The 12,675-nt window shown below is 46.7% G+C and carries 11 protein-coding genes and 3 tRNA genes; 8 read left to right on the top strand and 6 right to left on the bottom strand.

What is annotated here, in order from left to right:
- Positions 1–67 precede the first annotated feature (67 nt).
- The 3 genes from gcvP to glyA all read right to left on the bottom strand — a co-directional run bounded on the left by gcvP (position 68) and on the right by glyA (position 4,730).
- Positions 68–2,932, bottom strand: coding sequence for an aminomethyl-transferring glycine dehydrogenase (gene gcvP / locus DFP81_RS04360; RefSeq protein ID WP_115896535.1), 2,865 nt, complete (start codon positions 2,930–2,932; stop codon positions 68–70).
- Between the two features lie 83 nt (positions 2,933–3,015).
- Positions 3,016–3,399: a glycine cleavage system protein GcvH gene (gcvH, locus tag DFP81_RS04355; protein ID WP_181903038.1), complete on the bottom strand. Its 384-nt coding sequence runs from the start codon at positions 3,397–3,399 to the stop codon at positions 3,016–3,018.
- Between the two features lie 53 nt (positions 3,400–3,452).
- Positions 3,453–4,730 (bottom strand): serine hydroxymethyltransferase, encoded by a 1,278-nt coding sequence (glyA, locus tag DFP81_RS04350; protein ID WP_115896534.1) that lies wholly within the window; start codon positions 4,728–4,730, stop codon positions 3,453–3,455.
- 379 nt (positions 4,731–5,109) lie between these two features.
- On the opposite strand from glyA, the gene gcvT reads away from it, so the two are divergent.
- From gcvT to DFP81_RS04330, 4 genes are all read left to right on the top strand, one after another.
- Entirely contained in the window at positions 5,110–6,210 is a 1,101-nt protein-coding gene (gene gcvT, locus DFP81_RS04345; protein ID WP_115896533.1) for a glycine cleavage system aminomethyltransferase GcvT, read from the top strand.
- 157 nt (positions 6,211–6,367) lie between these two features.
- Positions 6,368–6,907, top strand: a complete 540-nt coding sequence (locus tag DFP81_RS04340) for an elongation factor P hydroxylase (protein ID WP_115896532.1) — start codon at positions 6,368–6,370, stop codon at positions 6,905–6,907.
- Entirely contained in the window at positions 6,888–8,027 is a 1,140-nt protein-coding gene (locus DFP81_RS04335) for a 4-phosphoerythronate dehydrogenase (protein ID WP_115896531.1), read from the top strand. Before DFP81_RS04340 ends, DFP81_RS04335 begins: the two co-directional genes overlap by 20 nt.
- A 24-nt stretch (positions 8,028–8,051) precedes the next feature.
- The gene (locus DFP81_RS04330) at positions 8,052–8,774 is read left to right on the top strand and encodes a flagellar brake protein (RefSeq protein WP_115896530.1); all 723 of its coding nucleotides are present in this window, start codon (positions 8,052–8,054) and stop codon (positions 8,772–8,774) included.
- A gap of 99 nt (positions 8,775–8,873) precedes the next feature.
- Here DFP81_RS04330 and htpX read toward each other — a convergent pair whose 3' ends face one another.
- Both htpX and DFP81_RS04320 read right to left on the bottom strand, forming a co-directional pair.
- The gene (htpX, locus tag DFP81_RS04325) at positions 8,874–9,752 is read right to left on the bottom strand and encodes a protease HtpX (protein WP_115896529.1); all 879 of its coding nucleotides are present in this window, start codon (positions 9,750–9,752) and stop codon (positions 8,874–8,876) included.
- A 78-nt stretch (positions 9,753–9,830) separates the two neighbouring features.
- On the bottom strand, positions 9,831–11,048 hold the full coding sequence (locus tag DFP81_RS04320; protein ID WP_115896528.1) for a pyridoxal phosphate-dependent aminotransferase: 1,218 nt from the start codon (positions 11,046–11,048) through the stop codon (positions 9,831–9,833).
- A gap of 70 nt (positions 11,049–11,118) precedes the next feature.
- On the opposite strand from DFP81_RS04320, the gene msrB reads away from it, so the two are divergent.
- On the top strand, positions 11,119–11,529 hold the full coding sequence (gene msrB / locus DFP81_RS04315) for a peptide-methionine (R)-S-oxide reductase MsrB (protein ID WP_115896527.1): 411 nt from the start codon (positions 11,119–11,121) through the stop codon (positions 11,527–11,529).
- An 88-nt stretch (positions 11,530–11,617) separates the two neighbouring features.
- Here msrB and DFP81_RS04310 read toward each other — a convergent pair whose 3' ends face one another.
- Complete coding sequence (locus tag DFP81_RS04310; protein ID WP_115896526.1) at positions 11,618–12,190, bottom strand: YajG family lipoprotein; 573 nt, start codon at positions 12,188–12,190, stop codon at positions 11,618–11,620.
- 140 nt (positions 12,191–12,330) lie between these two features.
- On the opposite strand from DFP81_RS04310, the gene DFP81_RS04305 reads away from it, so the two are divergent.
- The 3 genes from DFP81_RS04305 to DFP81_RS04295 all read left to right on the top strand — a co-directional run bounded on the left by DFP81_RS04305 (position 12,331) and on the right by DFP81_RS04295 (position 12,666).
- Positions 12,331–12,406, top strand: a tRNA-Glu gene (locus DFP81_RS04305).
- Between the two features lie 37 nt (positions 12,407–12,443).
- A tRNA-Gly gene (locus tag DFP81_RS04300) sits at positions 12,444–12,518 on the top strand.
- A 72-nt stretch (positions 12,519–12,590) separates the two neighbouring features.
- Positions 12,591–12,666, top strand: a tRNA-Glu gene (locus DFP81_RS04295).
- The last annotated feature ends 9 nt before the right edge of the window (positions 12,667–12,675 follow it).

Here is a 12,675-nt window from a genome sequence, read left to right as displayed (position 1 = left end):
GGTCGTCTTTTGGTTTTATGTCATGCTTGCCTGACTAGCAATGCTAAACGCAATGATTGCTAGCGGCTTAGTCTTCGTAGCTGTCGATTGGTGGGCATTCGCAGAACAAGTTGCGATCGCCGTAAACGTTATCGATGCGACCCACTGGTGGCCAATATTTGCGAGCCTTAATCCAAGGAAGTGGGTAGGCTGCGTCTTTACGTGAGTAAGCGTGCGTCCATTCCATATCCAATAAGCAATCTGCAGTATGTGGCGCGTTAACCAGAGGGTTGTCTTCCAAAGGCCATTCGCCATCTTGCACGCGGCTGATTTCGTTACGGATCTGAATCATAGAATCACAGAAGCGATCTAGCTCTTCTAGGTTTTCAGACTCTGTTGGCTCTATCATTAAGGTACCAGCCACAGGGAAAGACATGGTTGGCGCATGGAAACCGAAATCCATCAAGCGTTTGGCGATGTCTTCTTCGCTTATGCCGGACTCGGCTTTCAGTGGACGAATGTCGATAATACATTCGTGAGCAACCGTGCCGTTTTTGCCTGTGTAAAGTACTGGGTAGTGTTCCCCAAGGCGTTTGGCGATGTAGTTAGCGTTCAAGATGGCATTAAAGGTCGCGTCGCGTAAGCCTTTATCCCCCATCATTTTGATGTACATCCAAGTAATAACAAGAATGCTCGCACTGCCGTAAGGCGCTGCGGATACTGCACCATGCTGTTCTTGCATGCCCATGACCGGGGTTACCGCATGACCAGGTAAGAAAGGCGCAAGGTGTGATTTAACCCCAATTGGCCCCATGCCCGGGCCACCGCCACCGTGTGGGATACAGAAAGTTTTGTGTAGGTTAAGGTGGGAGACGTCACCACCAAATGCGCCAGGAGGTGCAATACCGACCAAGGCGTTCAAGTTGGCGCCATCTATGTACACCTGGCCACCAAATTTATGCACTATGTCGCACACTTCGCGGATGTGTTCTTCAAATACGCCGTGAGTGGAAGGGTAAGTCGCCATAATACAGCTGAGTTCCGCAGCGTGCTTTTCGGCTTTAGCGGCAAGGTCAACAAGGTCAATGTTGCCATCTTCGTCGCATTTCACAATGACCACTTTCATACCGGCTAGAGCGGCAGAAGCTGGGTTAGTGCCGTGTGCAGAACTTGGGATCAAGCAAATGTTACGATCATGGTCACCACGAGATTTGTGGTACTTGTCGATGGCAATTAGGCCTGCGTATTCTCCTTGAGCCCCTGAGTTGGGCTGCAAAGACACAGTGTCATAGCCAGTCGCCTTAGACAGCATTTCAATCAGCTCAGTGAGCAATGCGTGATATCCAGATGCCTGTTCGGTTGGAGCAAACGGATGGATGCCGCCAAATTCTGCCCAAGTAACAGGAATCATTTCAGACGCTGCATTCAGCTTCATGGTACAAGAGCCAAGCGGGATCATGCTTTGGTTAAGGGCGATGTCTTTTACTTCGAGTTGATGCATATAGCGCATTAACTCAGTTTCGCTGTGGTGAGAGTTGAACACTGGGTGCGTTAAGATAGCGTCTTGACGTAATAGTGTTGCATCAAATCCCATGCTGGCAGCGGTTGCATCTATATCTTGTTGAGACAGTGAGAAACCAAAACATTCAGCAAGGTCGATTAAGTCTTCGCTGGTGGTTGTCTCGCTAAAAGAAATAGATAGGCGTTGTGCTGAGGTATGGTGAAGGTTAATCAGCTTAGCTTGTGTCGCGGCAATGATGTCGTTGGTTTTTTCATTGGTGTCTACCACAACCATGTCAAAGTAGTTGTCATTGGTAGTATAGCCATTGGCTTTTAATGCTGTGGCAAAGCAGTGAGCGTATGCAGCAACACGAGAAGCAATTTTTTTCAAGCCAGTTGGGCCGTGATACACAGCATAAAAGCCTGCCATCATGGCAAGCAAAGCTTGTGCGGTACAAATGTTGGACGTGGCTTTCTCGCGACGAATGTGCTGTTCACGAGTTTGCATTGCCATGCGCAAAGCAGGTTTGCCGTGGCTGTCTTTAGAGACACCAATTACGCGACCTGGCATAGAACGTTTGAACGCATCTTTTGTTGCCAAGAAGGCTGCGTGTGGGCCGCCGAATCCCATTGGGACGCCAAAGCGTTGTGCGCTGCCAAAAACAATATCCGCACCCATGTCGCCGGGGGATTTTAGCAGTACTAGGGCAAGCAAATCGACCGCAATACTGGTTAACGCACCTTGCTCATGGGCTTGTGCCACAAGAGCGGTTAGGTCAGTGACTTCGCCATTGATGCCTGGGTATTGAAAAATGGCACCAAATACATCGTGTTGGGCTAGGTTTTCATTACTGTCCACAACCACCTTGATGTCGAGTAACTCGGCACGGGTTTTCACTACGTCAATGGTTTGTGTTAATAATTGATCAGAAACAAACAGGATATTTGACTTCTTGCGATTAGAACGCTTCATGAGCGTCATGGCTTCCGCAGCGGCGGTTGCTTCGTCTAGCAAAGAGGCGTTGGAAATTTCCATGCCTGTTAAGTCGATAACCACTTGTTGGAAGTTAAGCAGCGCTTCTAGGCGACCCTGAGAAATTTCTGGTTGGTAAGGGGTGTATGCGGTGTACCAACCTGGGTTTTCTAATAGGTTTCTTAAGATAGGTGAGGGCACAAGCGTGTCGTGATATCCCATGCCTATAAAGGATCGCGCCACCGTGTTTTGTGTAGCAATGGCTTTTAATTGACGCAGCGCAGCGCTTTCACTGGTTGGCGCAGCGGAAAGGTCAAGGTTGGCGTTACGAATGGCTTCCGGTATGGTTTTTTCGATAAGAGCATTAAGAGAGTCGATGCCGATTGTGTCGAGCATGGTCGAGCGCTCTGAGTCGTCTGGGCCAATATGGCGCGCGATAAATTCGTCATTGCTTAGCAAATCACGGATGCACGAAGTCATGATTTATATCACCTATTAAGAAAACGAAAGAGGGGCCTCCCTTGCAAAGCGTTGTTGGCTCAGCAAGAGAGTGAATAACTGTCTTATTCGATGGTTGCGGCGTAACCGGCAGCATCAAGAAGTTTGCTTAGGTCTGCGCCTTCAGCAAGTTTGATCTTGGCGATCCAAGCACCTTCAAAAGGGGCTTCATTGATCAGTTCTGGGGCATCATCAAGGTCAGTATTTACCTCGATTACTTCGCCTGTCACTGGTGCATAGATATCTGAAGCGGCTTTAACCGATTCGACCAAGGAAAACTGCTCAGTCGCGGTCACTTCTAGACCAACTTCAGGTAGCTCTACATAAACAACGTCACCTAAAAGGTCTTGTGCGTGATCGGTAATGCCGACTGTTACTGTGCCGTCGCCATTATCTAGAACCCACTCATGGGAGTCTGCGTATTTTAGATTTTCTGGGATAGTACTCATGAATGATGCCTCTTTTAAAAAAATACCCGAGGGGTTGCCTCGGGTAAATGATTTTAGCGGTACAGTGGGAAGCGGCTGCAAAGCTCTTTGACTTCTGCCAAAACGCGAGCTTCCACTTCTGGGTTGCCGTCTGGATTACCAACTAGGCCATCCAAAACGTCACTGATAAGGTGACCTACTTTACGGAATTCTTCTTCACCAAAGCCACGGGATGTAGCCGCTGGTGTTCCTAGGCGGATACCAGAAGTTACCATTGGCTTTTCAGTGTCAAATGGAATGCCATTTTTGTTACAAGTGATGCCGGCACGCTCAAGCGCTTGATCTACTACGTTACCTTTAAGGCCTTTTGGACGAAGGTCAACGAGCATAAGGTGTGTGTCGGTGCCGCCTGTTACTATATCGCAACCACGTTCAATCATTACTTCTGCCAATGTTTTGGCGTTAGCAACAACTTGTTTGATGTAGTCAGTGAACTCTGGTTTTAGAGCTTCGCCAAAAGCGGCTGCTTTACCAGCGATAACGTGCATCAATGGACCACCTTGGTAGCCTGGGAAAACAGCAGAGTTGATTTTCTTACCAAGATCAAGGTCGTTGGAAAGGATCATGCCACCACGAGGACCACGAAGTGTTTTGTGTGTCGTTGTTGTCACAATGTGTGCGTGAGGTAGTGGTGATGGGTGAACCCCAGTCGCTACCAAGCCAGCAATGTGAGCCATGTCAACAAATAGGTAAGCGCCGACTTTGTCAGCGATTTCACGGAAACGTTTGAAATCGATTTCACGAGGAATAGCAGAGCCACCCGCGATGATCATTTTTGGTTGGCATTCTACCGCTTGCGCTTCGATGGCATCGTAGTCAATCAATAGTGTTTCAGGGTTAACATCGTATTGTACGGCATTAAACCATTTACCAGACTGGGCAGGAGCTGCACCATGAGTTAGGTGACCGCCAGAAGACAGCGTCATACCCATGATAGTATCGCCAGGCTGAAGCAGTGCAAGCATGACAGCACCGTTAGCTTGAGCACCTGAGTGAGGTTGAACGTTTACAAACTCACAGTTGAACAATTTCTTTGCGCGATCAATGGCAAGTTGTTCTGTTACGTCGACCGCTTCACAACCACCATAGTAGCGACGAGTAGGGTAGCCTTCAGCGTATTTGTTTGTTAGTACGGAGCCTTGAGCTTCCAAGACAGCTTTAGAAACGATGTTTTCAGAAGCAATCAATTCGATACCAGTTTCTTGACGTTCTTGCTCTTCAACAAGGGTTGCAAAAAGTTCTGAATCGCGATCAGCCAGGGATTGGCTGAAAAAGGCTTCGGTGTTTGCCATGGTGTATTCCTCTTAAATAAACATTAATGCCCAACAAAGACACAGAGTCCTTAATATAATAACACTTGGGCAGTCTAAGATGATGAAAAAAGATCATCTTTCTAAGAGCGTCGATAATTGTCTGCTTCGCGCCAATTTTTCGTATCATAGCGAAAAAGTTTCCAATTGGAAACATTTGTCAGGATGGTATTTTTAAATCTTTTTTCAAATTTCCTAGAATTTAATTTGACCAATTGTTCAGGTTTGTGCGGTTTTGCAGGGTTAAATGATTTTTTTTAGAAACTTTAATTGGCTTATGTCTTGTCAAGCGAGTTCAATTTTAGATAATCTGTTTCCAATAGGAAACTTCCTAAACATTGTCCCAACGAAAGGTTTGCTTATGAAACGTACTTCTCTTTATGCACAACACATTGCGGCGGACGCAAGAATGGTCGAGTTCGCTGGTTACGAAATGCCCGTTCAATACCCACTAGGGGTAAAAAAAGAACATTTATGGGTGCGTGAAAATGCAGGCCTGTTTGATGTTTCCCACATGGGGCAACTGATTTTGACTGGTGCTAATGTAAAACAGGCGTTTGAAGCCATCGTGCCTGTGGATGCATTAGATTTACCTGAAGGTATGCAGCGTTACGGTTTGTTCACCACTGAGCAAGGTTCGATTACAGACGATCTAATGTTTGCAAACTGGGGTGATGAATTGTTTGTGGTGGTCAATGCGGCTTGCAAAGAGCAAGACATTGCACACCTTAATGCTTCGCTGGATGGATGTCAGGTTGAAGTAATAGAAGATCGTGCCTTATTGGCCATTCAGGGACCTAAAGCACGTGCTGTTTTTTCTCGCCTAGTGCCAGAAGCGCAAACGATGACGTTTATGCAGAGTCTTAAATTTGACTGGCAAGGTATTGAGTTGTGGGTGAGCTGTTCTGGTTATACCGGAGAGGACGGTTATGAAGTGTCTGTACCAAATGATCATGCCGAAGCATTTGCCGCCGCTTTATTGGCATTTGAAGAAGTTGAATGGATTGGTTTGGGCGCCCGTGATTCGTTACGCTTAGAGGCGGGGTTATGCCTTTATGGACATGATATTGATACCACAACAACGCCAATTGAAGCGTCACTAAATTGGGCGATTCAACCTGTGCGTCGTTTGGCGGGTGCGCGTGAAGGTGGTTTTCCAGGTGCTGACGTTATTTTGCCGCAATTTGCTAATAAGCCTGCCCGTAAGCGTGTTGGCTTTTTGGTGGATGGGAAGGCGCCCGTTCGCGAAGGTGTACAAATTGTTAGTCAAACAGGAGAAGAAAAGGGCTTGGTGACAAGTGGTGGTTTTTCTCCTTCTTTGTCTCAGCCGATAGTAATGGCTTACGTGTCTAGCGACGCGCTGGCAAGTGAAGAGCCTTTGTTTGCTTTGGTGCGTGGCAAGCAGATTCCTCTAGTGCTCACCAAAATGCCTTTTGTGCCTGCCCGTTATTATCGCGGCTAAATTGGTCTGCTGCTGAAAAACGCAATAACGCTAAAAGGATAACCGCTGAATTGGTGTGTTATCCTTTTTTATGTCGCGCTGCATGACGCTATCTGGGTATCCATAGCGCGGTTATAGAAGATATGTAATAATCCTGCCTTTTGCTGGGGGATGACTCTTGTTTACCGCTGTTCAGCTGATTGAGGCGTTTAATGCCTGTTTTCTTTCACGCTTTAATACCACCTTGGTCGGTGGTGCCGATGAGCCGCTTTACGTGCCTGCCAAACAGGGAGCCCCAGCCACTCTCTATTTTCGGTTAGATTATCCTTCCAGCGCCTTGCATGAAATTAGCCATTGGTGTCTTGCTGGTGCACAACGTCGGTTATTGGAAGATTACGGTTATTGGTATGAAACAGACTCACGCAGCGAGCAGCAACAGCGACTGTTTGAGCAAGTTGAGGTGAAGCCGCAGGCCGTTGAGTGTATTTTGCATTGGTCAGCAGGTCTGCCATTTCGTGTCAGTGTTGATAATTTAGCCTTGACTGATTACGACCCCACCCCTTTTCAACAAGCCGTTCACCGCCAGGTTGGCGATTACCTTATTTCTGGTATCCCAGAAAGAGCACTTACTTTTGCTAAGTGCTTGTTGGCATACCGTTTACCTAGTATTGATTTTGATGAGTTTATAAAACAGCAGTATGAAAATAATAGCCGATGAGAATATGCCAAATGTGGCCGCGCTTTTTACTCCCTTTGCAGAGGTAGAGCTGGTTAATGGTAGAGCCTTAACAAATGAGCAGGTAAAGCACGCGGATGCACTATTGGTCCGTTCAGTCACCAAGGTAAATGAAGCCTTATTAGCGGGCAGTAATGTGCGTTTTGTCGGCAGTGCCACGATTGGGGTTGATCACATTGATACCGAATATCTCTGTCAGCAAGGGATTCACTTTACCAGTGCGCCTGGTTGTAATGCGGCGGCGGTAGCGGATTATGTATTGAGTGCCTTGGGCTATTTATCGCTGACAAAGAATTTATCTTGGCTGGGTAAGAAAGTTGGCATCATTGGTTATGGTAATGTGGGTAAAACAGTGTACCAACGCTTTCAGGGGTTAGGCTGTGATGTCTGTGTCTATGACCCCTATAAAGAGCAAGAGGTGAAGGTTGATGCACCGAATTTTGTTTCCTTAGATGCTGTGTTGCGTTGTGCGGTTATTTCTTTGCATGCCCCGTTTACGACAACAGGCGCTTATCCGACTCAGGGGATGATAAGCGCAGAGCAGCTGTCTGCCGTGACGGCGGGCACCACCATCATTAGTGCAGGGCGCGGTGGGGTGATTGATGAAGCTGCGTTAGTAGATTTGCATGACCGCTTAGCAGGTCAATTAAATCTGGTACTGGATGTTTGGCGTGGCGAGCCCGAGATAGATTTGACGACATTGTCAATTGCCGATATTGCGACGCCACATATTGCAGGGTACTCTAAGCAAGGGCGTGAAAAAGGGACCTGGATGGTTTATCAGGCTTTTTGCCATTTTTTTGACATGCCTGCTCCTGTTACCGTTAATGATGCCATAACAAATGGACGCATAGCGGCGCTTGCCATTGAAGATTCTCCATTAACGGAAGAGCTGTTGGCTCGAGCCATGCACGCTATTTATGATGTGGCGCGGGACGATGCTCGGTTGCGGGCTCATTATCGAGCGGGGGCGAATAAAGCGACCTTTGATTGGCTAAGAAAGCACTACGTTGAAAGGGATGAGTTTAATACTTGTGTTGTTTCTAGTCGCGGGCGGGCCGATCTAAATGCTTTGAGTGCTATCGGTTTCCAAGTGGAATAATATTAATTAGAAAGTGGAATTTTGATGGCTGGGGTTATACAAGTCGACTTAGGTGATTTAGATGTGCCGCTAGGTACGTTTGTGCAGTTGGAGTTTATTACTCCTCCGGCAAGGCATATGGTGAAGGTGCTGGGGGCAATTCCTGGGCGCTCTTTAATTGTGTCTTGCCCAACTTCGAAAGGTAGAAAGATATTCGTTCGAGAAGGTCAAGCGATTAATGTGCGATTGATGCTTGGTACCGCAGTGTGCGCTTTTTCCAGCCGAGTAGCGAAGAGTTATTTGGAGCCTGCAGCGCATTTGCATTTGGCCTATCCTGCTTATGTTGAAACGTCTGTGGTGCGTGAAACCGTGCGGGTAGAAACCAGGCTGATATGCAGTCTTGAACCAAATACAAACGAAAATACCATTTCTGAAGCTACGTCCGGCATTGTTGTGGATTTAAGTGCTGGTGGGGCCAAGCTTATTTCTAAAGAAGATTTTGGGGCGGTGAAGCAAAGAATGCGCTTGGCCATGAATCTTAAGATCAGTGGCTATAATTTCTTCTTAAAGGTGGACTGTGAGATACGTTCACAAGAAATTCAGATGCTTGAACAATTGCAGTCAAGTCTAGTGGATAATGATTTTCTGTCGCGCATGGATGCTGAATACTTCTATGTATATGGTCTAAGGTTTGAAGACTTGACGAAAGAAGTTGTTATTCCGCTAACGGCGTATATTTTAGAGCATCAAAAGAAGAAGGCTCGATAAGCTAAGTCGCATCCTTTTTAATGTGTCTTACCTGAGATGAAAAAAAACCAGCAAAAAGCTGGTTTTTTTGTGTCTATCAGGCAACAGGAATAGGCTGCTTTAGAGTGCCTGTAACGCTTGGATGCGCTTGTTGATAGGCGGGTGACTAGAGAAAAGTTCGCCTAAAGTAGGTGCTTTACCACGGTTGATGCCGAACGCCATCATAGAATCTGGCATGTGGCTGGCTTCGTGTTCTTGTTGTAGTCTTGCTAGCGCCGCAATCATCGCGCCTTTACCGGCCAAGCGAGCCCCTGCTTCATCGGCTCTAAACTCACGGAAGCGAGAGAACCACATCACGATCATGGAGGCGAGTATGCCAAACAAGATTTCGAAGATAAATGTGGCAATGTAGTAACCCCAGCCAACAGAGCCTTCTTCGTCGTCCTTGCGTAGGAACTGGTCGACAGCGTAGGCGGCAATGCGCGCAAAAAACATCACGAAGGTGTTAACCACACCTTGTATCAGGCTCAGAGTAATCATGTCACCATTTGCCACGTGTCCGATTTCGTGGCCGACAACGGCTTTGATTTCATCCGGTGGAAAGCGATCCATCATACCACTCGAAACGGCCACCAAAGCGTCGTTTTTATTCCAGCCAGTAGCAAAAGCATTCGCGTCATGGGAGGGGAAAATAGCGACTTCAGGCATTTTAATGCCAGCTTCACGAGAAAGCTCTGCCACAGTGTCTATTAACCAAGCCTCTTTATGGTTGCTTGGTTGTTTGATGATAACCGCGCCTGTGCCGCGTTTTGCCATAAACTTAGACAGCAATAAAGAAATAATACTGCCGGTGAAGCCAAATACGCCACAAAAGATAAGCAAAGACGTGAAATTCAAGCCGTTGCTTGTCATGTAGCTGTTTACGCCTAATAGGCTAAGAATAATACCCGCAACCACCATTACAGCGAGGTTGGTTAACAAAAACAGAATAATGCGCATGGTTATGCTCCTAGAAATACTGTTAGGAGCATGATAGGGGCATAAAGTTCAATTTCAAGCGGGCAATAGGCTTCTATTTTAGCGCTTTCTTAATCTGCCCAAGAAAGCATCAAAGCGCTCCATAGCAGGGGCTAGATCCTCTATGTGGGGTAGGAAAACAAAGCGTACGTGATCAGGGGTGGGCCAATTAAAGCCGGTGCCCTGAACAATGAGAACTTTCTCTTCTTGTAAAAAGCGTAAAACCAAATTCATATCGTCCTGAATCGGATAAATATTTGGATCAAGTTTTGGAAAAAGATACAGCGCGCCTTCTGGTTTATGACAACTAACACCAGGGATCGCATCGAGCGCTTCCCAGGCAACCGCGCGTTGCTCATAAAAGCGCCCGCCAGGAATAATGAGTTCATTGATGCTTTGGTATCCCCCTAGAGCGGTTTGCACTGCGTGCTGGGCAGGGACGTTTGCACACAGACGCATTGAGCTAAGGATGTCTAGACCGTCTATATAGTCGCTTATGCCGCTTTTATCCCCGGTTATGGCCATCCAACCAGAGCGAAAACCTGCGGTACGGTACACTTTTGAAAGCCCGCCAAAAGTAACACAAGGCATGCGGCCTTCCGTTAGCGTGCTGGTGGGGATATGAGTGGCGCCGTCATACAATATCTTGTCGTAGATTTCGTCAGAAAAGATCAATAAATTATTTTCTTCAGCGAGGTCAATAATGGCCTCTAAAATGCCTTTTTCATAAACCGCCCCGGTAGGGTTATTCGGGTTAATGATAACAATGGCTTTTGTTTTGTTTGAAATTTTTGAGCGAATGTCTTGAATGTCTGGCTGCCAACCAGCGCCTTCGTCGCACAAGTAGTGTTTTACATAGCCGCCAGAAAGGGTCGCCGCGGCTGTCCAGAGGGGATAGTCAGGAGCTGGGATTAAAATTTCATCGCCATCATTTAACAGGGCTTGCATGGCCATCACGATTAGTTCGCTGACGCCGTTGCCCATCCAGACATTGTTGACGTCGGCTGATTTGACTCCCAGCGCTTGGTATTTTTGCATGACGGCTTTACGCGCAGAATACAATCCTTTGGATTCACTGTAACCCTGAGCCGTTGGTAGGTTGCGGATAACGTCGACCAGTATTTCATCTGGGGCTTTGAAACCGAAGGTTGCAGGGTTACCTATGTTAAGTTTAAGTATGCGCTGGCCTTCCTCTTCCATTCGCATGGCCTCTTTAAGGACCGGGCCACGGATTTCATAACAGATGTTTGCTAATTTGTTAGATTTGCGGATTTGCACGAGTTTTCCTTGTTAATGCAGGGGGTAGGGCGAATATACTTACTCTATACCTAATTCAGGAGCATTCAAGATGGGTGATAGAGATAACAGTAAAAAAGTCCTTAAATCTGAAGACGAGTGGCGCGAAGAGTTGCCTGAAGATGTTTTCAATATTGTGCGTCTAAAAGGGACAGAGCGCCCCTATACTGGAAAATACGATAAATTTTATGAGGTTGGGCAATATCGCTGTCGGTGTTGTAGCAGTTTGTTGTTTGATTCGGGGACAAAGTTCAATGCTGGCTGTGGTTGGCCAAGCTTTTATGACGGTCATCTAGAAAATATAGAAGAGCGCAGTGATAATTCTTGGCGGATGCAACGTACAGAAGTGGTGTGCGCCCATTGTGATGCGCATCTTGGGCATGTGTTTAATGATGGTCCGGCACCAACTGGGCTACGCTATTGTATCAATAGTGCGTCCTTGTTGTTTGAGGAAGAAGAATAAAACCGAAACATATAGAAAGGCGCTCTTACAAAGAGCGCCTTTTTAGTTTGATCTATAGTGGCTACTGTTGAAATGCCACTGTATCGCGTTATGGCTTAAGAAGAGTGATGATGTTTTGGTCACTCAATAAACGGTCGACAGTTTTGCTGACTAACGCATTCATGTCTTTCTGTACGGTTTCTTGGTAAGGCAGGGTGCCGTACTCTTCCACTTTCTGAGAACCAAAGTTTGCTTTATAGGTTTGGCCTTTTGCTTTCACTGTGGAGGTTAATTGAAAGTCTAAAGTCGCAGTGGTTTTTAGATTCTTGGTTTTTGTTGTGTAGCTCATCTTAGTAATGACCACATTCAACTCTGCTGGTGGGTAGACGCCTTGATCGGGAGTGAAGCCCATTTTGGTTAATCCACTAATAATGCTGTTGTTTATGCTTTCTTGCACATTATTGGTGGTAAAAATGTCGGCGCGTTCATTAAGCCCTGTTTTTATTGCTCCTATGTGGTTGCCGAGGGAAGAGCTGGTGGTAACTTTGATCGCTCTGTCGTTATGTAGTTGTTCTTGTTTAATAGAAGTTGTTGGTTCTATCTCTATATAGTGTGTCGTGGTGCAACCAGCCAGTAATGCAGTGGTTAGGGAAAGGGGGAGTAACAGGCGTGTTCTAAGCATAAATAGCTCCAAATTTAGACAATGTCTTTGTAAAACAACTTGTTGTTAGCTTAACTTAATAGAAAATTTAAAAAAACTGTTGATTTTCAAATTATTAACAGTAATATACGCCCCCGCTCACGCAGCAAGATTAAAACGTTGTCCCGTTCGTCTAGAGGCCTAGGACACCGCCCTTTCACGGCGGTAACAGGGGTTCGAACCCCCTACGGGACGCCATCCTTTCAAACGGTTGGCTGGTTTTAAAAATTAGCGTGCGGGAATAGCTCAGTGGTAGAGCACAACCTTGCCAAGGTTGGGGTCGCGAGTTCGAGCCTCGTTTCCCGCTCCATTCTTCTTTAAGAAGAGTGTGACTGACAAAGTGTCGTGTTGATGAGTTAAAAGCACTCTAAAAGCTTGATGTGTCCCGTTCGTCTAGAGGCCTAGGACACCGCCCTTTCACGGCGGTAACAGGGGTTCGAACCCCCTACGGGACGCCACTTTATTCT

It is taken from the genome of Marinomonas pollencensis (assembly GCF_003387375.1).
Lineage (GTDB): Bacteria > Pseudomonadota > Gammaproteobacteria > Pseudomonadales > Marinomonadaceae > Marinomonas > Marinomonas pollencensis.
The sequence above is the reverse complement of the archived record's forward strand: the minus strand, read 5'-3'. Positions and strand labels throughout refer to the sequence as shown.